The sequence below is a fragment of the Streptomyces sp. NPDC006283 genome (assembly GCF_040613325.1).
Classification (GTDB): Bacteria; Actinomycetota; Actinomycetes; order Streptomycetales; family Streptomycetaceae; genus Streptomyces.
In genome coordinates, this window is record NZ_JBEXRZ010000119.1 from 1 (window position 1) to 21,200 (window position 21,200).

The 21,200-nt window shown below is 71.9% G+C and carries 22 protein-coding genes; 14 read left to right on the forward strand and 8 right to left on the reverse strand.

The window, feature by feature from the left end; all coding sequences use genetic code 11:
* Positions 1-54: 54 nt before the first annotated feature.
* Together ABZ070_RS22985 and ABZ070_RS22990 are read right to left on the reverse strand one after the other, a co-directional pair.
* Positions 55-1,212, reverse strand: a complete 1,158-nt coding sequence (locus ABZ070_RS22985; protein ID WP_356636728.1) for an acyl-CoA dehydrogenase family protein — start codon at positions 1,210-1,212, stop codon at positions 55-57.
* A 169-nt stretch (positions 1,213-1,381) separates the two neighbouring features.
* Complete coding sequence (locus tag ABZ070_RS22990) at positions 1,382-1,834, reverse strand: hypothetical protein (RefSeq protein ID WP_356636730.1); 453 nt, start codon at positions 1,832-1,834, stop codon at positions 1,382-1,384.
* Between the two features lie 157 nt (positions 1,835-1,991).
* On the opposite strand from ABZ070_RS22990, the gene ABZ070_RS22995 reads away from it, so the two are divergent.
* Both ABZ070_RS22995 and ABZ070_RS23000 read left to right on the forward strand, forming a co-directional pair.
* A complete protein-coding gene (locus ABZ070_RS22995; protein ID WP_356636732.1) occupies positions 1,992-2,630 on the forward strand; it encodes a hypothetical protein in 639 nt (212 codons plus the stop codon).
* 191 nt (positions 2,631-2,821) lie between these two features.
* Positions 2,822-3,007 carry a hypothetical protein gene (locus ABZ070_RS23000; protein WP_356636734.1) on the forward strand — a complete coding sequence of 62 codons (186 nt, stop codon included), beginning with the start codon at positions 2,822-2,824 and terminating at the stop codon, positions 3,005-3,007.
* Positions 3,008-3,014: 7 nt separating this feature from the next.
* Here ABZ070_RS23000 and ABZ070_RS23005 read toward each other — a convergent pair whose 3' ends face one another.
* Both ABZ070_RS23005 and ABZ070_RS23010 read right to left on the reverse strand, forming a co-directional pair.
* Positions 3,015-3,497 (reverse strand): hypothetical protein, encoded by a 483-nt coding sequence (locus ABZ070_RS23005; protein WP_356636736.1) that lies wholly within the window; start codon positions 3,495-3,497, stop codon positions 3,015-3,017.
* A gap of 108 nt (positions 3,498-3,605) precedes the next feature.
* A complete protein-coding gene (locus tag ABZ070_RS23010; RefSeq protein ID WP_356636738.1) occupies positions 3,606-5,039 on the reverse strand; it encodes a PucR family transcriptional regulator in 1,434 nt (477 codons plus the stop codon).
* Between the two features lie 132 nt (positions 5,040-5,171).
* On the opposite strand from ABZ070_RS23010, the gene ABZ070_RS23015 reads away from it, so the two are divergent.
* The 3 genes from ABZ070_RS23015 to ABZ070_RS23025 all read left to right on the forward strand — a co-directional run bounded on the left by ABZ070_RS23015 (position 5,172) and on the right by ABZ070_RS23025 (position 9,364).
* The gene (locus ABZ070_RS23015) at positions 5,172-6,650 is read left to right on the forward strand and encodes a sodium:solute symporter (RefSeq protein WP_356636740.1); all 1,479 of its coding nucleotides are present in this window, start codon (positions 5,172-5,174) and stop codon (positions 6,648-6,650) included.
* 63 nt (positions 6,651-6,713) lie between these two features.
* Positions 6,714-7,685: an agmatinase gene (gene speB, locus ABZ070_RS23020; protein ID WP_356636742.1), complete on the forward strand. Its 972-nt coding sequence runs from the start codon at positions 6,714-6,716 to the stop codon at positions 7,683-7,685.
* Positions 7,682-9,364 carry a thiamine pyrophosphate-binding protein gene (locus ABZ070_RS23025; protein WP_356636744.1) on the forward strand — a complete coding sequence of 561 codons (1,683 nt, stop codon included), beginning with the start codon at positions 7,682-7,684 and terminating at the stop codon, positions 9,362-9,364. Before speB ends, ABZ070_RS23025 begins: the two co-directional genes overlap by 4 nt.
* A 118-nt stretch (positions 9,365-9,482) precedes the next feature.
* Here the strand turns inward: ABZ070_RS23025 and ABZ070_RS23030 are convergent, their stop codons facing one another.
* The 4 genes from ABZ070_RS23030 to ABZ070_RS23045 form a co-directional block, all read right to left on the reverse strand.
* Complete coding sequence (locus ABZ070_RS23030; protein ID WP_356636746.1) at positions 9,483-10,478, reverse strand: AraC family transcriptional regulator; 996 nt, start codon at positions 10,476-10,478, stop codon at positions 9,483-9,485.
* A 105-nt stretch (positions 10,479-10,583) separates the two neighbouring features.
* Positions 10,584-11,072 (reverse strand): anthrone oxygenase family protein, encoded by a 489-nt coding sequence (locus tag ABZ070_RS23035; RefSeq protein WP_356636748.1) that lies wholly within the window; start codon positions 11,070-11,072, stop codon positions 10,584-10,586.
* A gap of 57 nt (positions 11,073-11,129) precedes the next feature.
* Positions 11,130-11,780, reverse strand: a complete 651-nt coding sequence (locus ABZ070_RS23040; RefSeq protein WP_356636750.1) for a hemerythrin domain-containing protein — start codon at positions 11,778-11,780, stop codon at positions 11,130-11,132.
* Positions 11,781-11,880: 100 nt separating this feature from the next.
* On the reverse strand, positions 11,881-12,720 hold the full coding sequence (locus ABZ070_RS23045; protein WP_356636752.1) for an NmrA family NAD(P)-binding protein: 840 nt from the start codon (positions 12,718-12,720) through the stop codon (positions 11,881-11,883).
* A 212-nt stretch (positions 12,721-12,932) separates the two neighbouring features.
* Between ABZ070_RS23045 and ABZ070_RS23050 the strand changes: the two genes are divergently transcribed.
* The 9 genes from ABZ070_RS23050 to ABZ070_RS23090 all read left to right on the forward strand — a co-directional run bounded on the left by ABZ070_RS23050 (position 12,933) and on the right by ABZ070_RS23090 (position 21,022).
* Positions 12,933-13,247, forward strand: a complete 315-nt coding sequence (locus ABZ070_RS23050; protein ID WP_356636768.1) for a PIN domain-containing protein — start codon at positions 12,933-12,935, stop codon at positions 13,245-13,247.
* 320 nt (positions 13,248-13,567) lie between these two features.
* Positions 13,568-13,732: a hypothetical protein gene (locus ABZ070_RS23055; protein WP_356636753.1), complete on the forward strand. Its 165-nt coding sequence runs from the start codon at positions 13,568-13,570 to the stop codon at positions 13,730-13,732.
* Between the two features lie 73 nt (positions 13,733-13,805).
* Positions 13,806-14,051 carry a hypothetical protein gene (locus ABZ070_RS23060; protein WP_356636755.1) on the forward strand — a complete coding sequence of 82 codons (246 nt, stop codon included), beginning with the start codon at positions 13,806-13,808 and terminating at the stop codon, positions 14,049-14,051.
* Position 14,052: 1 nt separating this feature from the next.
* Positions 14,053-15,738: a radical SAM protein gene (locus tag ABZ070_RS23065; protein ID WP_356636757.1), complete on the forward strand. Its 1,686-nt coding sequence runs from the start codon at positions 14,053-14,055 to the stop codon at positions 15,736-15,738.
* A gap of 2 nt (positions 15,739-15,740) precedes the next feature.
* Positions 15,741-16,634 (forward strand): DUF692 family multinuclear iron-containing protein, encoded by an 894-nt coding sequence (locus ABZ070_RS23070; RefSeq protein WP_356636759.1) that lies wholly within the window; start codon positions 15,741-15,743, stop codon positions 16,632-16,634.
* On the forward strand, positions 16,631-17,410 hold the full coding sequence (locus ABZ070_RS23075; RefSeq protein ID WP_356636761.1) for a hypothetical protein: 780 nt from the start codon (positions 16,631-16,633) through the stop codon (positions 17,408-17,410). The genes ABZ070_RS23070 and ABZ070_RS23075 overlap by 4 nt, the downstream gene beginning before the upstream one ends.
* Entirely contained in the window at positions 17,407-18,762 is a 1,356-nt protein-coding gene (locus tag ABZ070_RS23080) for an MFS transporter (protein ID WP_356636763.1), read from the forward strand. Before ABZ070_RS23075 ends, ABZ070_RS23080 begins: the two co-directional genes overlap by 4 nt.
* Positions 18,759-20,111: a hypothetical protein gene (locus ABZ070_RS23085; RefSeq protein WP_356636764.1), complete on the forward strand. Its 1,353-nt coding sequence runs from the start codon at positions 18,759-18,761 to the stop codon at positions 20,109-20,111. Before ABZ070_RS23080 ends, ABZ070_RS23085 begins: the two co-directional genes overlap by 4 nt.
* A complete protein-coding gene (locus tag ABZ070_RS23090) occupies positions 20,108-21,022 on the forward strand; it encodes a cupin domain-containing protein (RefSeq protein WP_356636766.1) in 915 nt (304 codons plus the stop codon). The genes ABZ070_RS23085 and ABZ070_RS23090 overlap by 4 nt, the downstream gene beginning before the upstream one ends.
* Positions 21,023-21,200 lie beyond the last annotated feature (178 nt).

Consider the following 21,200-nt stretch of genomic DNA (forward strand, 5'->3'; position numbering starts at 1 on the left):
AGATCGAGCAGATCGTCGAGTGCTGAGCTCATGAGGTGACGGTACTCAGAGGACTTACAGGCCCATGTCCTTCGCGATGATCATCTTCATGACCTCGCTGGTGCCGCCGTAGATGCGGTTGACGCGGTTGTCCGCGTACAGGCGGGCGATCGGGTACTCGTTCATGAAGCCGTAACCGCCGTGCAGCTGGAGGCACCGGTCGATGACGCGGTGCGCGACCTCGGTGCAGAACAGCTTCGCCGACGCGGCCTCCGCAGCCGTGAGCTCGCCCGCGTCCAGCGCTTCCGTGGCGCGGTCGGCGACGGCCTCGGCGGCGTCCACCTCGGCCTTGCAGGCGGCCAGTTCGAACTTGGTGTTCTGGAACGACGCGACCGTCTTGCCGAAGACCGTACGGTCCTGCACGTACTCCTGGGCGAACCGGACGGCGGCCTTGGCCTGCGCGTAGGCGCCGAACGCGATGCCCCAGCGCTCGGACGGCAGGTTCTGGCCGAGGTAGTAGAAGCCCTTGTTCTCCTCGCCCATCAGGTCCTCTACGGGGACCTTGACGTCGACGAACGCCAGCTCGGCGGTGTCGGAGGTCTTCAGGCCGAGCTTGTCCAGCTTGCGGCCGACCGAGTAACCCTCGGCCTTGGTGTCCACCGCGAAGAGGGAGATGCCGTGGCGGCGGTCCTCGGCGGTCGGCGCGGCGGTGCGGGCGCACACGATCACGCGGTCGGCGTGCACACCGCCGGTGATGAAGGTCTTGGCGCCGTTGAGGACGTAGTGCGTGCCGTCCTCGGAGAGCTTGGCCGTGGTCTTCATGCCGGCCAGGTCGGAGCCGGTGCCCGGCTCGGTCATCGCCAGCGCCCACATCTCCTCGCCGGAGACGAACTTCGGCAGGTAGCGCTTCTTCTGCTCGTCGCTGGCGAGCATCTTGATGTACGGCAGGGCGAGCAGCACGTGCACGCCGGAGCCGCCGAAGTTCACGCCCGCACGGGCGGTCTCCTCGTAGAGGACGGCCTCGAACTTGTGCGTGTCCATGCCGGCGCCGCCGAACTCCTCGGGCACGTTGATGCCGAAGATGCCCAGCTCACCGAGCTTGTAGTAGAAGTCGCGAGGCGCCTGGCCGGCCGCGAACCACTCGTCGTAGACGGGGACGACCTCGGCCTCGATGAAGGCCCGGATGGTGTCCCGGAACGCCTCGTGGTCCTCGTTGAAAACGGTACGGCGCACGGACGCCTCCTCGTGACTGTGTGGGTACGCTGCGATGTCTAAGCGCTTGCTCAGCCTAAGTTACCCGGCGGTTGTTGAAAGTGTCCATAGTGATGCTGGGCACGCCGGGACATGGCGACGTCCCCGTCGCCTGGACGGGGACGTCGTCTGAAGCCTTGCTGTGTGTGCCCTAGCAGTCGATTCCCTGCGAGCGCAGCCACTCGCACTGTGTCTCGCCGGACGTCTTGCCGCCGTCGTAGGCGCGCGGATCCCGGTACCCGGGGCCGACCGGCTCGTGATCCTCGAACACTCCGTCGCCGTCGATGTCCCCGCCGCGTGGGTCGATGACGCCGCTGGGATTACGGCAGTTCGGGCGATCGGCCGGGTCCGTGGTGCACACGCCCTTGTCGTCGTCGGCGGCCTTCTCCGTGGCCTTCTCCGCCGCCGCGTTCTGGGCCGTCGCCTGGGTCGCGAGAGCCGCCGCAAGTGAGGTGCCCCCGAGCTGCAAGGAGATGTGGGGGGAACGGGGAGGCGGTTGGGATGGGGCGGCCTGCGCCCCGCCGGCGAAGAGTGCCGGGAGCAGGAATGCCGTCAGTGCGGCAGTGGCGGTGAATATGCCGCTCCTGCGAGGAATTTCGCGCAAAGTGCCCATAGTCCGACCAATGCAAGATTGTCCGCTGGTGTGACGAACGTTACGGCGGCTCGGCCCGACTGGTCAAACGTCTCCTGGAAGATCCCGCTAGGCAACGAACGGGATACGGCGCGCGGAGCGGCGACCGCGGTGCGACACGATGATCCGCATGAAGTCCGCCGCGCGGCTGCCGCGCCCTCTGATGGCCGTGTCCGCCGCGGCGGCCGTCGCCCTCGTCGGCTGCGGCACGGAAACCGCCGGAGGCGGAGCCGACCGCGCCGAACTGGAGGAACGCGCGCGTGACGCCCAAGTGGCGATCGAGAACGTGTACGTCACCGAGGTGCCGGGGTTCGAGGTCGCCGAACAGTCCGTGGGCGTCCTCGGAGCCGACGGGTTCTCGGCGACGTACGTGAAACAGGGCGCCGGCGCGCAGATTCGCCTCGGCGTCGACCAGGGCACCATGGACGCGGCCAGCTGCCCGGGGATCCCGGTCGGGGTCGGCAGCGGCGGCCTGGGCGGCACCGTCAAGTGCGTGAAGGACGGCAAGAGCTGGTACCGCACGAGCGGCACGGAACACGAGTACGTGACCGAGGTGGACGGGCGTCTGGTGCGGCTCAACGCCGACACCACGACCGTCGAACGCGGCACCCTGCGCGAGGCCGCCGAGGCCGCGCACGCCGCGAGCGACGCGGAACTCGACGCCGTGCTGCCTCCCGCGCGCGAGGACGCCGGACAACCGGTCGAGCGCGGCGACCTGCCTCCTGCCGGCGACGGAGCACCGAACAACGAGGTCGGCGCGGGCGGTTGAGACGGCGGACAGGGCGCTGGCGGACCGGAGTGCTTCGGGTCCGCGATGCGCGCGGACCGGGTCCGCGGGTTGGGCATCGCCCGTGTCTGATCCACGGCGCGGAGGTGACCGCACGACCGGCGCCGGCCGGCTGCTCTCGGGGTCCACGCCGGAGGGCGAGCCCATACGTGCTCGGTGACGGGACCGGATGCGTGTCCCGTGCCGCCCACCGCGTCGAGAGTGTGCGGCTCGCCATGGCGGACGAACTCCTCGACCACGTCGACGACATGCTTGCCGACCGCCGGGCCACCCCCGAGCAGCTTCGCTGTGTGGTGGCACGCCTTGCCGAGGCCCTGCCGGGCGTGCATCGCCTCTCCGCGGCCGGGCCGCGCGGCTGACGGCGGCTCAGCCCCGCGGGGAAGGCGCCAACCCCGGCTGCTGGTCCTCGCCGTCGTAGGCGGACAGCGCCGCCTGGCGGTACTCGAGGAGGTCGCCGAGGTCCTCGGGGGTCAGGCGTTCGCGTGTCAGCTTCACGGTGGCCCGGCCCTCCAGGGCCGCCCATGCCTGGCGGGCGCGCTTGTTGGCGCGGCATCTGAAGTCGCTGCGGAGGAAGCCCGCCCCTGCGGCGAAGCCCGCGGAGGCCAGGGCGAGCAGCGCCGCCGGAATACGGGCGTCGGCCGTGGCCAGCCCCGCCGCACCGGCCGTGCCGGCGAGCAGGGCGGCCGGGAAGCCCAGGGCGATGTGGACCCTGGTCCAGAACTCGGCGCGGCGGTGGGCGAGTGCCCTCTGGCGCGTCGCCTCGTCTCTCAGCCGCTCGATCTCCGTGCGCAGGCGGCACGTGGACCCGTCCGGGTCCGCAAGCAGGGTTCCGTCAACGGGAGTGGCCATGCAGGAATTCCAACACGCCTGCCCCGTAAGGGAATTGGTGTGCGGCGACAGCCTTCGGGGCCGGGAGTCGTGGGTTTCCCACGGAACCGCGGACGTCCGAACAGTTCGTCACCCGTGCCGCAGCGCGAACCACAGCTCCATGCGGACGTCCGGGTCGTCCAGGTCCGCGTCCAGCAGAGTCGCGCAGCGGCCGATGCGCTGGCGGACCGTGTTGCGGTGGATCTCCATCGCCGCGGCCGTGCGGTCCCAGCTGCCGTGCAGCGACAGCCAGGTGCGCAGGGTCTCGGTGAGGGCGGGGGAGTCCGCGAGCGGGGCGAGGCGGAGCCGGGCCGCGTCGGGGGAGAAGGGGGCCGTGTCCCGGTGGCGGACCAGGTCCTTGTGGGTGGCCGCTGCCTTGCGTACGGCCCTGGCGGCCTGTGCGTCGGCCGCGGCCAGCTCCTGGGGGCCGGCGGGGGCGCTGACGCCGAGGGTCCAGCCGGGCTGTGCGGCCGCCTCGTGGCCGCCCGGCAGCAGGACCCGTACAAAGCCGTCCGCGTCCGGGTCGACGAGCGCGCTGCCGAGGGCCGCGCCGAGTGCGGCCGCGGCGAAGGCGGACCGGTCGTCGCCCCGCGCGTGGACGACGGTCCAGGGCCCCGGCCCCAGCAGCGGCGCGGTCTCCGCAGGGGTCGCGCCGAGGAGCAGCCGAACGAGCGCGGCGCTGCGGTCCGTCGCCTCGGCGCCCTGGTGCGGGGCGGTGAGCAGGGACAGGAGCACGACGGCGACCCCGGCGACGGTGTGGTCCCCGGCCTCCCGGCCGGGCGTGGCCAGCCCCAGCACGAGGCCCTGGTTGCCGCCGAGGGCGTACGCGGAGAGATGGCCTGCCGCCGTCAGGTCCGTCGCCGACGCGGGAGACGGCCGGAGCGCACCGTCGGGGTCCGGGTTCACCACCCGTGCCAGCCGTGTCACCCCCGCCATCGCCGCGTCGGACGGTTCGCGTCCCGCCGCGGACAGCGGGACCCCGTCCTGGCCGAGCAGTACCGCCCAGCCGTCCAGCCGTACGGCCAGCTGATGCAGCACGGCCGGGACCGGATCGGGGCGGGCCGCCGCCGCGGCCAGGCCCTGCTGGGCCCGGGTGACCCGGCGCAGCTCCCGGTGGCGGGCCTCCGCCATCAGCCGCCACACGGCCCGCGCGATCGCGGTGAACGTCGTGCGCGGCGGTACTTCCAGGAGCGCCAGCCCGCGCCGCTCGCACGCCTCGACCAGTTCGTCGGGCACGGTGTCGTACACCGGCGTCACCCCGAAGCCGAGCGCGACCGCCCCGGCCTCGACGATGCGCGACACATAACGGTCCGGGTCCTTCAGAAGCACACCCGCGCTGAGCAGCAGCTCGCCGCCGAGCAGGTACGGATACGGGTCCGCCATCTCCGAGGTGTGGACCATGTGGACGGCCGTGCCGAGGTCCGCGGGCGGGCCCGCGAGCTGGCGCAGCCCCAGCTCCTCGTCGGCGAGCAGGGCCGCCAGCGGGACGGGTGTGGTGGGGGGTGCCGTTGCGGGCTCCGGCATGGACGGTCCATCCATCGGCGATGAGAAGAATGGATAAAACGTACACTTCAAGGACGCATTCCAGCCACCTACCGTCGTTTCTCACAAGCGCGCACCCACGACCGTTCCGGGGGACGAAACGGAAGGAAGCCGATGGCTGTCGACTACGCAGTGATCGTCGTTTATCTGGCCGGCATGCTCGGCATGGGCTGGTGGGGCATGCGCCGCGCCAAGTCCAAGAGTGAGTTCCTCGTGGCGGGCCGCCGCCTCGGCCCCTGGATGTACTCCGGCACCATGGCCGCGATCGTCCTCGGCGGCGCGTCGACCATCGGCGGTGTCGGCCTCGGCTACAAGTACGGGCTGTCGGGCGCCTGGATGGTCTTCACCATCGGCCTCGGGCTGCTCGCCCTTTCGGTCTTCTTCTCCGCGCGCATCGCCCGCCTGAAGGTCTACACCGTCTCCGAGATGCTCGACCTGCGCTACGGCGGCAAGGCGGGCGTCATCTCGGGCGTCGTGATGTGGGCGTACACGCTGATGCTCGCGGTCACCTCGACCATCGCGTATGCCACGATCTTCGACGTCCTCTTCGACCTCAACCGCACCGTCTCGATCATCCTCGGCGGTGCGATCGTCGTGGCCTACTCGACCCTCGGCGGCATGTGGTCGATCACCCTCACCGACATGGTGCAGTTCGTCGTCAAGACGATCGGCGTGCTGCTGCTCCTGCTGCCGATCGCGGTCGTCAAGGCAGGCGGCTTCAGCGAGATGAAGGCCGCGCTGCCCACCGAGTACTTCACCCCGCTCGGCATCGGCGGCGAGACGATCTTCACGTACGTCCTGATCTACACCTTCGGCATGCTGATCGGGCAGGACATCTGGCAGCGGGTGTTCACCGCCCGCAGCGACAAGGTCGCGCGCTACGGCGGAACGGTCGCCGGCACGTACTGCCTGGTCTACGCCCTCGCCGGCGCGGTCATCGGCACGGCGGCCAAGGTCCTCTACCCGAACCTCGCCAACGCCGACGACGCCTTCGCCACCATCGTCAAGGACGAACTCCCCATGGGTGTGCGGGGCCTGGTGCTGGCCGCCGCCCTCGCGGCCGTCATGTCCACCTCCTCCGGCGCGCTGATCGCCTGCGCCACCGTCGCCAACAACGACATCTGGTCCCGGCTGCGCGGGCTGGCCCACAAGGGCGGCGAGCACGACGAGGTCAAGGGCAACCGCGCGTTCATCCTGATCATGGGCATCGGGGTCATCTGCATCGCCATCGCGCTCAACAACGTCGTCGAGGCCCTGACCGTCGCGTACAACCTGCTCGTCGGCGGCCTGCTCGTCCCGATCCTCGGCGGTCTGCTGTGGAAGCGCGGCACCGTGTACGGCGCGCTGTCGTCGGTCGTCGTCGGCGGCTGCTCGGTCGTCGGCCTCATGGCCGCGTACGGGATCCTCGCCAACGAGCCCGTCTACTACGGCCTGCTCGCCTCGCTCGCGGCCTATGTGATCGTCAGCCTGGCCACCCCGCCGACCGACCCGGCCGTCCTCGCCAACTGGCGCGAGCGGCTCGCGGGCCGGGGCGGTGACGAGGAAGCGCAGCCCGAGCCCCCGGCGGCCGAGCCGGCGGCCGCACACAGCTAAAGTCGTACAACCGCACTGAAGCGCAATGAAGCGCCACGAAGCGTAGGAAAGAAGGCAATTCACATGAGCAGCAACGAGCAGCCGCGCGGCCCCGTCGACTCCTCCCGCATCCCGCGGTACGCCGGGCCCGCGACGTTCGCCCGGCTGCCCAGGCTCGACGAGGTCGGCACCGCCGACGTCGCCGTGGTCGGTGTTCCCTTCGACACCGGGGTCTCCTACCGCCCCGGTGCGCGCTTCGGCGGCAACGCCATCCGCGAGGCGTCGAGGCTCCTGCGCCCGTACAACCCGGCGCAGGACGCCTCGCCCTTCGCTCTCGCCCAGGTCGCCGACGCCGGCGACATCGCGGCCAACCCCTTCAACATCAACGAGGCCGTCGACACCATCGAGGCCGCCGCGGACGACCTCCTCGGCACCGGCGCCCGCATGATGACGCTCGGCGGCGACCACACCATCGCCCTGCCGCTGCTGCGCTCCGTCGCCAAGAAGCACGGCCCGGTCGCGCTGCTGCACTTCGACGCGCACCTCGACACCTGGGACACGTACTTCGGCGCCGAGTACACGCACGGCACACCGTTCCGGCGGGCCGTCGAGGAGGGCATCCTCGACACCTCCGCCCTGTCCCACGTGGGCACGCGCGGCCCGCTGTACGGCAAGCAGGACCTCGACGACGACGAGAAGATGGGCTTCGGCATCGTCACCTCCGCCGATGTCATGCGACGCGGCGTGGACGAGGTCGCCGACCAGCTGCGCCAGCGCATCGGCGACCGTCCGCTGTACATCTCCATCGACATCGACGTGCTCGACCCGGCGCACGCGCCCGGCACCGGCACGCCCGAGGCGGGCGGCCTCACCTCCCGCGAACTGCTCGAGATCATCCGCGGCCTGGCGTCGTGCAACCTCGTCTCCGCCGACGTCGTCGAGGTCGCCCCCGCATACGACCACGCCGAGATCACGTCCGTCGCCGCGTCCCACACGGCGTACGAGCTGACGACGATCATGTCCCGCCAGATCGCCGCAGCGAGGGCCGCGGAGTGACCCACGACCACGACCTGGTGCTGCGCCCCACGCCGGCTCAGACCGCCGCAGCCCTCAACCCCCCGCCCGGCCGCAACGGCGGCGACCTCGTCGTCGAGACCCTCTCCGGGCTCGGCGCCACGACGGTCTTCGGCCTGCCCGGCCAGCACGCGCTCGGCATGTTCGACGCGCTGCGCCGCTCGTCGCTGACATACGTCGGCCTGCGGATCGAGAACAACGCCGGCTTCGCGGCCGACGCCTACGGCCGGATCACCGGCGAGGCGGCGCCACTGCTGCTGTCGACCGGCCCGGGCGCCCTGATGTCCCTGGCCGCGCTGCAGGAGGCGGCCGCGGCGTCGGCCCCCGTGCTCGCGATCGGCAGCCAGGTGCCCACCGCAGGGCTCGGCGGCGGCCGCCACGGCTACCTGCACGAACTGCGTGACCAGCAGGCGTCGTTCCGGGACATCGTCAAGTCCGTGCACATCGTGCGCACCGCGTCACAGATTCCGTCCGCCCTCGCGGCGGCGTGGAAGTCGGCGCTGACCGCGCCGCACGGCCCGGTGTGGGTCGAGATCCCGCAGGACGTGCTCCTCGCCGAGACCACGCTGCCGGTCGTCACCGCCATGGACGCCACCCCAGACGAGGTCGTCCCCCGCCCCGAACTGACCGCGGTGGCGGCCGACCTGCTGTCGTCCGCCGCGCGGCCGGTGATCATCGCCGGTGGCGGGGTCGTACGCTCCGACGCCTCGGGCAAGCTGCTCGCCCTCGCCGAGAAGCTCGACGCGCCCGTCGTCACCACCTTCGGCGGCAAGGGCGCCTTCCCCTGGGAGCACCCGCTGTCGCTCCAGTCCTGGCTGGAGGACCGCCACACCACCGACTTCCTGGAGTCGGCCGACGTGCTGCTCGTCGTGGGCTCGGGCCTCGGCGAACTCTCCTCGAACTACCACACGTTCGCTCCCCGCGGCCGGGTGATCCAGATCGAGGCGGACCTCGGCAAGCTGGAGTCGAACCACACGGCCCTCGGTATCCACGCGGACGCGCGACTCGCGCTCTCCGCGCTGCTGGAGACCGTGACCGAACGCGAGGACCCGTCGGCGGCCGAGGCCGTACGCGACGTGCTCCGCCGGGTGCGCGAACGGATCGCGTCCCAGGAGCTCACGCTGGAGCAGCAGGTGCTGACGTCGGTCCGCGAGGCGCTGCCGGACACGTCCCCCAGCTTCTGGGACATGACGATCCTGGCGTACTGGGCGTGGTCGGCCTTCGACGCGCGCCGCCCCAACACCATGCACTCGGCACAGGGCGCGGGCGGTCTGGGCTACGGCTTCCCGGCGGCGCTCGGCGCGGCCGCCGCCGACCGTACCCGTCCGGTGCTCGCCGTCTCGGGCGACGGCGGTGCGATGTACTCCATCGCCGACCTCGCCACCGCCCGGCAGTACGACCTGCCGGTGACCTGGCTGATCGTGGACGACGGGGGCTACGGCATCCTGCGCGAGTACATGACCGACGCCTTCGGCGAGGCCACGGCGACCGAGCTGTCCCGCCCGGACTTCGTCGCCCTCGCCGAGTCGTTCGGCGTCCCGGCGGTGCGTACGTCCCCGGAGACGCTGAGCGAGGACCTGGCCAAGGCGCTCGCCCAGCCGGGCCCGTCCGTGGTCGTCCTCCCGGCACTGCTGCGGATGTTCGCCCCGACCCACCTCTGACGACCTCTCCGACGACCACCCGGCCCCGCCGCCTGCACTCCGAAGACTTGCATCTATGCAACTTGCATGGATGCAAGTATGTCGGATCCGCAGGCAGGACGGCTCCTCTCGGGAACCGTCAGGTGGTGGTGAGGACCACCGTCTGGGCCGGGGCGCCCGTGGGGAGTTCCTGTTCGGTGGCGCGGGTGGTGCGGTATTCCTGGGGGCTCATGCCGCGGACCCGTTTGAACGCGGAGCTCAGGGCGAACGCGCTGCTGTAGCCGACGCGGCGGGCGACGGTGGCGACCGTGGCGTCCGGGTCGCGCAGCAGGTCGGCGGCGAGGGTGAGGCGCCAGGTCGCCAGGTAGGACATGGGCGGCTCCCCCACCACCGTGGTGAAGCGGCGGGCCAGGCCCGCGCGGGAGACGCCGACCTTGCGGGCGAGCGACTCCACCGTCCAGGCCTGGCCCGGGTTGTCGTGGAGCAGGCGCAGGGCGGGGCCGACGGTGGCGTCGGACTGGGCGCGGTACCAGGCGGGGGCGCCGGCGCCCGGTTCGGCGAGCCAGGTGCGCAGCACGCTGACGAACAGTAGGTCCAGCAGGCGGTCCAGGACGAGTTCCTGGCCGGGTTCGTCGCGGCCGATCTCTTCGGCGAGCAGGGCGACGAGTGCGTTGTCCTGGGCTCCGGCGGGGCGTACCAGGAGGGTGGGCAGGGCGTTCAGCAGGCGGCGGCCGATCTCGCTGGGGGCCTGGTAGGTGCCGCTGAGCATCACGGAGGAGCCCTGGCCCAGTTCGTCGCCCCAGGTGCGCACGCCGAGCGCCATCGTGTCGGTGACGTCCTCGCCTTCGGTGGTGTTGCAGCGCTGTTCGGGGCCGACGACGATCTGCACGCCGGTGTCCTGCGCGTCGGCGATGGTGTAGGGGTCGGGGCCGCGCAGGACGGCGACGTCGCCGGGCCGCAGCAGTGCGGGGGTGGAGCGGTCGGGCAGGACCCAGGCGTCGCCGTGGACCATGGTGACCAGGGAGATGGGGGCGCGGTCTTCGACGCGCAGTGCCCACGGCGGGCTGAAGACCGACTTGATCAGGAACGCGCCGCGTGCCTTGGGGCCTTCGAGCAGGCCGGTGAGTGCATCCACGGGTCGGTACCTCTTCGCTGGAGGCTGGGGGGGGACGGGTGCGCCCGCCCTGCCGTGCGGGGGACGTCCGGCAGGACGGGCGCAGTTTCGGGGACGCGGGCGCCTTCAGTGGCGCAGCGTCGACAGGGCCCGGCCGAGGCAGAGCAGGGCGGCGGTGCAGGCCAGGGTGCGGGCCGCGTTGGAGGGCACCCAGGTTTTCCTGAACGTCCGGCGCAGGTCGGCGAGTTCGCCGGCGGCCTGGGGCAGGCCGGCTGCGGCGAGGCGCTTGTTGAGGGGGGCGTTGATCCGCAGGGTGAGGATCACGGCGGCGGTGTAGAGGGCGAGTGCGGCCCAGGTCCAGCGGGCGGCGGTGCGCTGTCCGATGCGGGTCAGGCGGCTGCCGGCGATACCGGTGGCGAGGAAGGCGCCGAAGAAGACGAGTCCGAACAGGCCGTTCTCGATGGCCTCGTTGATGTTCTGCATGGCGGCCACGTAGGTGTGGTCGTCGCCGCGGTCGAGTCCGGGCATGACGGAGACGTCGAAGGAGAAGTAGAGGCCGGCGCTCAGGCCCATGGCGATGGTGGCGGCGTAGAGCGCGGGCTGGGCCGTGGACATCCGGGCTTCCTTCCGGCGGGCGTGCAGGGACGTGCGGGGCGCGGGGTTGGTCGGTCGTCAGCGCGGGGTGAGAACGGCGGCGAGTTGGCGTTCGTAGCGGCGGCGCAGGACGGTGCGGCCGAGCAGCCGTACGGGCGGCGGCATGGTGGCGGCGACGAGCTGCACGGAGCGGTGGTCGGCGCCGTCGAACATCCACGGCGGCAGGTAGGTCAGGACGCCGGGGGGTGCGGTGCGTACCAGGCGCTGTTCCAGGGCGAGGTAGTCGCGGGCGGGGAGTTGCGCGAAGACGGGGAAGACGATCTTCTCCTCGTCGGCGAGGTGGTCGATGAGCACCTGGCGGAAGTGTTCGGCGGCACCAAGCAGTGCGGTCGGGCCGGCCGGGGTGGTGAGGGCGGTGGTGACCTGGTCCATCGCCCGGTCCAGTTCGGTGTGGTCGCCGGCGATCTCGTCGGCCTGCGGCTTGAACTGCGGGTTTTGGCGCAGCAGTTCGGGCCACAGGAAGTCGTCCTCGCTGCGGTGGTGCCAGTCGATGACGTCGCGCAGCCGTCGCCACCACTGGGCGGCGGGGTCGAGTCCGCGGGCGGTGAGGCGGGGGGCCGCGGCAGTCAGGCGGGCGGCGTCGCGGCGCATGGCGATGTGCATCAGGGCGAAGCCGTGGAAGTGGCCGGGCAGGGTGTCGAGCCGTTCGCTCGACATGGGGTTGCTCATGGCCGCCTCCTGGTCGGGGGTGGTGCGGGCTGGTCCGGTGCCGCGGACGCGGGTGCGTCCGTGTGGTCCGCGTCCGCGGCACCGGCGCTCAGGGGTGGGTTCAGACGTTCCAGACGCCGCGGGCGGCGGCTTCCCGGGCGTAGTCGGCGAAGTCCTTCGGCTTGCGGCCGAGGGCTTCTTCGACGCCGTGGACCAGGTGGGCGTTGCGCCCGTCGAGGACGTTCTCGAACAGCTCGGCGAAGTCGGCCGGCAGGCCGTGCTCGACCAGGGCGGCCCGGTATTCGTCCTTGGTGATCGGGATGTACTGGATCTGGCGGCCGGTGGCCTTGGTCAGCTCGTCGGCGACGTCACGGAAGCTCAGCAGGCGCGGGCCGGAGAGTTCGTAGGTCTTGCCGATGTGCTTGGGGTCGGTGAGGGCTGCGACGACGACGTCGGCGATGTCGTCGGCGTCGACGAACGCCTCCACCGCGTCGCCGGTCGGCAGGGCGATCTCGCCGGCCAGGACGGGCTCGAGGAAGAAGCTCTCGTCGAAGTTCTGGTTGAAGAAGCTGGAGCGCACGATGGTCCAGTCGGCGCCGGACTCCTTGAGCTTGTTCTCGCCGATCACGGCGCCTTCCTCGCCGCGGCCGGAGAGCAGCACGAGGCGGGTGGCGCCCTTGGAGACGGCGAGCTTGGAGAAGGCGGCGATGTGCTCGTCGGCGCCGGGGAAGGCGAGGTCGGGGTAGTAGGTGACGTAGACGGCGCCGACGCCCTCGAGCGCGGCGTCCCATGTGGAGGAGTCCTCCCACACGAACCGCGGCTCGGCGGAGCGTGATCCGATGCGCACCGGAAGGCCCTGTGCGGTGAGCCGCTCGGCGACCCTGCGGCCGGTCTTGCCGGTGCCGCCGATCACCAGCGTCGTCTTCGTCTCGGTCGTCTGCGTGTTCTGTGTGTTCGTCATGTGATGAGTCAACTCCAGTGCGGTGAGACGAGCCATAGCCGAAGCGCTCAACTCCATAAGCGTGCGTCTCAGGAGGAGCGGGGCGTGATGCGAACCCCGGTCAGGTTAGGCATCGGGCCCTGTCCGGGGCCACCGTGCGGGACCCGTTCTCGAGCGTGCCGAGGCGGGGTCTCGAGGGCGGGGCGGGGCCGCCCGGCCGTCCCGGGGCAGGCGTGGCGGGCCGCGCCGATGACCCGCGGGTCATCACGTCGGCGGCCACGCTCGTGGAAGTGGTCCATCCTCGGATCAACCGCCCGGCTCTGGAGTGGACGCTCGCCCGCCTTGTTGTGGAACCGGTCACCGAGCCGATCGCACGGCATGCAGCCACGCTCCTCGCCGACGCCGGTCTCCACGGCCACAAGTCCGCCGTCGACGCCATGCTCAGCGCCACCGCGCTGGCCGCGTCCGGCCCCGTCACCGTCCTCACTTCCGATCACGAGGACCTCGCCACGCTGTGCGCCGGACGCGTCACCGTCGTCAAAGTCTGACTGCAACCGCCGAGAGGCGGCAGGCACACCGGGGATCAATCCGCGGCTCGGGGGCGGCCTGTCCGGTGTGGGGGCCGGTGTGGGGGCGTGGCGGGTGCGCGCGAGGCAGCGGTGCGGCTCGGGTGGCACAAGAAGGCGGAGTCGGACTCGTTCCCGGTGCCGCACTGCTGACGGCTCCTGCGACCTGGGGCTCTCTTCTCGCCCCAGCAGGCCTCGACCCTTCCTCAGGTGTTTTCGTGCAGCTTCTCCACCACTGGTCCCCCTGCCGGGGAGGCCACGCGCGTCCCGATGACTTCGGGACCGACGAGAGGAGAGCACAGATGGCCACCACAGAGAACACGCCGTCGAACCGCAAGTCCCTCACCGAGCGCACCGAGGACGAGCTGGCGATCGAGAGCTTCGACGAGGTCGAGAGCCCGGAGGCAGACATCGTCAGCCTCGGCGACGCGAGCTACACCAAGATGCTCGGCAAGATCTACGCCTGACCTCGCCGCCCGTGGCCCCGGAGGAATCACTCGCCGGGGCCACCGGGCGTCCCGTGTGCGCCTGGGAGGGCCGATGCTGAAATTCGATCCGGAACTGCCGTACCTGGACCAGGCAGGGCACGTCTATGTGCCGTTGGCCGGGCCCGACCAGTCCTGTCTGAAGCTCAACGTGCACGCCTCGCAGCTGTGGCGCGCCGCCGTCCGCGCACCCGTGGACCCTGACGCGCTGCGCGAGCGGGACCGCGCCTTCCTGCTCGGCCTCGCGCGGCGCGGCGTACTGCGCACCACGCCCGTCACCGCCGCCGCGAAAGAAGCCTGACATGGCCGCCGCCGGTTCGCAGGCCCCCGTCCGCACGCCCAGGATCGCCTTCGTCAATCCGTCCGTCGGGTTCTCCGACCGCCGCAAGTCGAAGCCGATCGGCCTGGCCTACCTCATGGCGTACCTGGAGCAACGCGGCTTCCCGAGCTCCGGGTTCGACTTCGGGGACTCCGAGGACGACCCGGTGGGCCTCGCGCAGTTGTACGGTCTCGACGGCTACGACGTCGTGGGGTTCTCCGTCTACAATGAGTCGTTCCGCAGCTCCGTGGCGATGGCCGAGTGGATCAAGTCGCGCAACCCGCACTGCCTGATCGTGCTCGGCGGGCCGCACGCGACGGCCGTGCACGAGCACATCGTGCGCCGCTACGGGTGTGTCGACGTCGTGGTGCGGCGCGAGGGCGAGGAAGCCATGCTCGATGTCGTACGGGCTCTCGACGACCCGGCGGCACTGCGCCGTATCAAGGGCACCACGTGGCGTGCGCCCGGCGGTGACGGTGAGCCGGTCGTCAACCCGGACCGCCCGTTCGTGCCGGACCTCGACCAGATCCCTTTCCCGGACGCCGAGTTCACCTCCCATTCGGGCTATCCCGACCTCACGTACTTCGACAGTGTGCAGGGCCGGCTGAAGGCGGCGCTGACGATCTGCAGCAGCCGCAGCTGCCCGTACAACTGCTCGTTCTGCGGCGTGCTCACCATCGGCCGCAAGTACCGCTCACGCGAGGCCGAGCGGGTGGTTGCGGAGCTCCTGCACTTTCGCGAGCGCCACCGGATCCACTACGAGCACGTGTACTTCAGCGACGCCAACTTCTTCGTGTCGCCCACCCGCGCCCTCGAGGTCGCCGAAGCACTCCACGAGGCCGACCCGAACATCTCCTTCAGCTTCGGCACCCGCGTGAACCAGATCCTCAAGGCGGCCGACGTCCTGCCCCGCCTGAAGGAGTGCGGGCTTCGTTTCATCGAGCTCGGCATCGAATCCGCCTCCGAGCCCGTGCTCGAACGCCTCGCCAAGCACGTCAAACCCGCGGTGAATCTCGCCGCCGTGCGTCTGCTGCGCCGCCTCGGCATCGAGATCTCCCTGGACTTCATCATGCTCGACCCCGCGACCACGCTGGACGACATCCGCGCCAACGCGGAGTTCCTGCGCGAGGCCGGGTTCTACGACTACGTGCCGCACGACCACCTGTACACCGCTCTGGTGCTCTACGAGGGCACCCCCATCCGGGACTTCTACGCCGAGCGCTACGGCGAGGCGTACGACCCGGACGACCTGCCCAACCCCTTCACCATGTTCGAGGTCCCGGCGGTGCAGCGGTTCAGCGACACCCTGCGCGCTTTCCGCAGGCAGTGGCAGGACCGCATCGACGAGGCCCTCAGCCGGGGTGAGCTCGCCCTCGCCTCGTTGGCGGCGGGCGGCGAGGGCAACGGGATCGACCGGGCGGCGCACGCCCAGCTGCAGCTCGACGTGGTGTCCCTGCGGCATGCCCCGAACCTGCTGTTCGAGGCGCTCCTGGACGATGCCGAGCAGGACTTCGTACGCCTTGACGCGGGCGGCCTCGACGCGCTGCTGCCGCGGCTCGGTCCGGACCGTCTGACGCTCGGCGAACTCATCACACGCAACGACGACGTTGCCCGCAGAGCTGGGTTCCAGCAGGTCCCGGGCGCCGTCGGGCACCACGGGAGGGACTAGCCATGACCACCGCCATCCACAGGGGCCCCGCGGTCGACCAGCTCGGTCCGCGGGGCGTCCGCGGCATCTGCTTCAGCTGCGATCCCATGACCGGCATGGACGTCGCCGAGGAGACCGCGCGGCGCGTCGGTGAGGACGCCACCTGGTTCGGCGTCGGCATCCTCGCCTCGGACGAGGAACTCGCCCTGCGCAGTGCCGACTTCTGCCGCAGGCACGGCCTGCGCGCCCTGTTCCACCCGCTCGACCTCGACGTGTGCGGCACCGACCCGCTCGACGACGGGCTCCTGCGCGCCATCGGCCGGCGTGCCGACGAACTCGACTCGCCCTGGCTCAACATCGATCTCGCCATGTGGGTGCGACGCGGCGAGAGCCTCCTGGAGAGCCTGGTGCCGATGCCGCTCGTCGACGCGGCCGTCGACATCGCCGTCGACCGCATCAAGCACGCCCAGGACGTCATCGGCCGCCCGCTGACCATCGAGAACGCGCCCTACCCCTTCGTCGTGGGCGACCAGGACATCCTCACCCTGATGACCCGCATCGCCGAGGGCGCCGACTGCCTGATGACGATCGACGTCGGCCATCTGTACGGACTGCGCGTGCAGAGCGGCCGCGACACGGTCCTGCCCAGCGACGACGACATCGCCTGGGAGCGCGTGGTCGAGGCCCACATGAGCGGCACCTTCATCCGCCGCTTCGAAGGCGGCGTACGGCTCGTCGACGACAAGCACGACTGGCCGGTCAGCGACGAGGTGTGGGAGCTGGCCGACGCGCTGCTGCCCAGGGCACCCCATCTGCGTTCGGTGATGGCCGAGGCGGAGGGCATGACCGCAGACGAACTGACCGACAGCGTACGACGCTTCGCGCGCCGTGCCGACCACTGGTGGAGCGCCTCGTGAGCAGCGACCTGACGACGGATTACGACCGGATCACCGACGCCACGTGGCACATCCTCAACGCCACCGCCGAGCGCCGCGCGGAGATCCTCGACCGGTTGCCCCCCACGTACCGCGACGTCGTGGCCGCGGGCACCACCGGGCCGGGCTTCGACATGGAGCAGGCGCGCCGCCGCAAGACGATGGGCAACGTCCTCGGCACCACCTTCCCCGTCACGTTCTTCGCCTACTACGGCCGCACCGGCGCCGACGGGCTGCACGCCTTCCTCGACAGCGAGCAGTGGCAGCAGCGGCCCGCGCAGCCGGGATCCGTGTTCCCGCCCGCTGCCACGACGTCCGCGGCGTTCGCCGCCTACCTGCGGGACATCGGCTGGACCGCGACGCAGGAGGACTGGGTCGGCGAGGCCTTCGCGTTCGAGAGCGACCATCTCTTCGGCGGCTCCGTCGCCGTCCCGCGCTCCGGCGTGCGGCTGAGGGCCGGCGCCTGGGTGGCGGAGGCGTCCTTCGACGTCCCCGAGTACGGGCGGCTGTTGCGTGAACGCGGGGCGGTCGACCCCTGGCCCGAGGCGCTGCTGCTCGTCAAGCGGCGCCCTTGCCCGCTGGCTGTCGTGTCGCTGCCCGAAGCGGGCCGTGTACGGCGCTTCCAGCTGCGGGGCGACACCGTGGCCGAGCTGCGCTGGCTGTGGGACCCCGCCGAGGAGGCACCGGCCGACGCCACCGCGGGCGCCGCCTACGCCCGCGCCTGCGCCTCCGGTCTTGTGGACGGGGCCGGGGAGTGACGGCTGCGGCGCCGGGCAACGGCAAGGGCGCGCAGGACGCGGCACCCGGCACGGACGACCCGCAGAGCCGCTACGTGAGCCGGGTGCGCCGCGCCTACCTCGCGGTGTCCGGCTTCGACTACTTCGCGGACATGCTGCTCACCGTCACCTCGGTGCTGCTGCTGCAGTCCTACGGCATGAGTTCCTCCGCGGTGTTCGCGCTCGTCGCCGCCGTGTGGATCGTCGAAGGGATCTGCGAGATCCCCACCGGCATCCTCGCCGACATGGTGGGCCGACGGGCGTCGGTGGCGCTCAGCTTCGTGCTGCGCGCCGTCGGCTACGGGGCGCTCTTCTTCAGCGACAACGTGACGGTCGCGGCCGCGGGCACCCTGCTCGCCGCGATCGGCGGCACGTTCTCCTCCGGCGCCCTGGAAGCCTGGGCCGTGGACGAGACCGGCGCCCGTGACTCCCGCGACCTGGACCGCCTGTTCGCCCGCGGGAAGATCGCGGAGAACTCCGGCCTGGTCCTCGGCACGCTCGCCGGGGCGGCCCTCGGCTCCCTCGACCTGGCGTGGCCGCAGCTCGCCGCGGGCGCCGCCTGCGCGCTGTCCGCCGTCCTCGCGCTGACTCTGATGGGCGGCGGGCCGCACAGCCCGCGCTCGCCGCACGCGTTCCTGCGGGGGCTGCGCGCCTCCGGCCGGGACGTGGTGACCGGCGCCCGTCTCACCCTGCGCGGCGACCGGGTGCTGATCGTACTGATCGTCGGCACGGCATTTCTGTGGATGTTCCGTGGCGTCCCGGGCGTGCAGTGGACGGTCGTCTACGAGTCGCTGGCCGGCGGCCACCTCCTCGTCCTCGCCGTGATGCGCAGCGTCGGCTCGCTCCTGGAGATCCCGCTGCTCGGCTGGATCATGGCGTTGCAGCAGCGCCGGGGCACGGCGCGCCGCACCGTCGTGGTCACCGCCTCCGCGGTGGGCGCGATCGCCCTCGCCACCGCCGGAGTGGTGCGCGACCCCCTGGTGTCGATGGTCTGCTACGTGGGCTTCACCACGGCGTTCGGCCTGTGCATGCCCGGCCTGCGGGCGGCCGTCAACGAACGCATCGAGGCCGGCCACCGGGCCACCGTGCTGTCCATGGCCTCCCTCGCCAACAGCCTGCTCACCGGGGGCGGTCTGATTCTCGTCGGCACCTTCGTCGACGACCTCGGCAGCGCGGGCCTGTCCTGGCCGCTGGCTGCCGCCGGATTCGCCGCGGCGGGGCTGCTGCTGGCCGCGCTCACCACCCGTTCGGTGCCCGGGCGCCCCGACAAGGCAGGCGGCTCCCCGGCCGGGCAGCCCGCGCCGTCCGGCGTCCAGGACGTGTCCCCCGCATGACCACCGCCGCCCCGCACGCCACCTGGCCCGGCGTCGCGGAGGACCAGGTCGAAGCGCTCCTGGCCGACCTCCAGCTGGAGCGCTCCGGGCTCGCCCCGCGCGACCCGGAACCCACCGCCGACCGCGTCGTGCGGCTCGGCGACGCCCTCGCGGCCCTCGGGCTCACCGGGTTCGTCGCCGAACTGCGCGGCCGCACACCCAGGGTGCCCGGCGTGCGCAGCGTGCTCGACCTGGAAGCCGACGAGGACGGGCGCCGGGCCTCCTACCGGGTCCGGCACGCGGAGGCACGGGCCGTCGCCGACGACATCTGGGCCTGGCTGCGGCAGCGCCGCGACAGCGCGCCGCCCAGGAGTCCCTGGTGGGCGGCCGAGAGCACCCTGCCGCTCCCCGCGGACTCCGTGCGGACCATGGCCGCGGCCACCGCTCCCGTGGGGGACCTGACGCATCTGACGGGAGCGTGGGCCGAGAGCTGCGGGCTGCGGCGGCACACCGCCGAGTACAACTGGCGCTGGCTGATGCTCGGCAAGGGCCTGCCCCTGCCCGGGAACAAGCCCCTGCCGCGCCTCAACCCGCTGATCAACGGGCTCGTGGAGCAGGCCCGCGGGCACGGTCTGCTCCCCCGCTCCCACCTCGTGCAGATCATCCGCAGGCCCAACACCCCCTCCATGGTGATGCCGGTGCGGCTGCCCGGCATGTCCCTGCTGTCGGTGCCCACCGCCGTCACCCCGGTGACCGTCCAGTACCTCCAGCACGAGATCGCGCACCTGACCGAACACGGGCTGCGCCCCGCACGGGCCGCCCTGCTCGACCGCTGGGCCTTCGACCCGCTGCGGTCGGAGGGCTGGGCCCTGCTGCTGGAGCACCTGGTCTGCTCACCCGCCGTGCTCGCCGGCCTGGGCCTGGCCGACGACACCGCCGACGCCGTCTGTCGTTTCCTCCGGCAGGAGGAGCGGTTCAGCCGCGGCATGATGGCGGTGGACCTCGCCCTCGACCGGGACCTGGAGAACTGCGCGAGCCTGACCGAGGCCCTGGAGGCGGCGGCCGCGCACGCGGCCCGCACCGGCCTGTGCTGGGCGCCCGAACTGCTGCTCCTGCGTCAGATCAGCATCCTGAACTGGCGCTCCTACGTCGCTGGTTACGCGTGGCGCGACGCCGTGCTCGACGAGCTGACAGGCCGCTTCGGCACGCACTGGTACCGGCGGGACGAGCCGTGGACGGCCCTGCTGTCCGCTCTCGCGGACAACGGGTCCGCGGCCGGCTTCCTGCACGCCCTGCGCGTCGCCCCCGACGCCGGCGCCCAGGGCCCGGCCCCCACGTTCCACGACGAACGCAGTGAGGTGACCGCTTGACCCCGTTGACGACGACTCCCCGCACACCTGCGGCCGTGACCCGCGCGGCACACCTGCTGAGCCGCGACCCGGACCAGGTGCGCGACCTGCCCTGGGGCACGGCGCACGCGGTCTTCGACGCCTCGCCGGAGCTCGCGGCCGTCATGACCCGCGAGGACCTCGACGACTGGCTCGACTGCAGCCTGCTGCACTACCCGGTGCTCAACGCCATCCGCGGCGCCACGCCGGTGCCGCCGCAGGAGCTCACCCGGACCATGACCGTCTCCGGCGACCCGCGCGGCGGGTACGTGGACGGGGCCAAGGTGCGCGCCCAGTTGCGCGACGGCGCCACTGTCGTCGTGCAGAACCTCCACGAATGGCATCGCCCGGCCCGGGAGGTGTGCCGTCGCGCCGCCGAGCTGTTCGAGGCCAAGGCGGGCGCTGTGGCGTTCTGGTCGCCGCCGGACGAGGCGGGGCTTCGCGTCCACCGCGACGACGGGCACCTCTTCGTCGTGCAGATCAGCGGGACGAAACGCTGGTACCTGTACGACACCCCGGCCGCCCCCGGCCTGTGGGAGCCCGGGTACGTGGAAGGCCCGGACGCCCTGGCGGAGCCCGCCACGGTCGATCTGAGGGCGGGTCAGGTCCTGTACCTGCCGGACGGTATCGCCCATCACACCGAGACCCTGGACGAGGAGTCGGTGCACGTCACCGTCGCCGTCCGGGAGCCCGCCCTGCGGGACATCGCCGAGCTGGCCGTCCGCGCCTGCCTCGCCCGCGTCCCCGCCCACGCGACCGCCGCCGCGGCGGACCGCGAGGAAACTGTCGCGGCCGTCCTGGACGACCTCACCGCCGCCCTCGGCCGCGTCGACCGCGCCGCCCTGGCCCGGCACGTCACGCGCCGCTCGGTCGAGACCCGGGGCAGCCGCTGACGTTCACGCCGCCACCGCGTCGCCACCGCGTCGCCGGTGCGGACCGGTGCTCGGCCTCCTCCGCCCCGTCGACGGCGCGGGGAGGGCCGGGCCGGCGGCCGCGGCCCTCCCCCGCCGGTCGTGGTGATCAGTAGCGGTAGTGGTCGGGCTTGTACGGGCCGTCGACCTCGACGCCGAT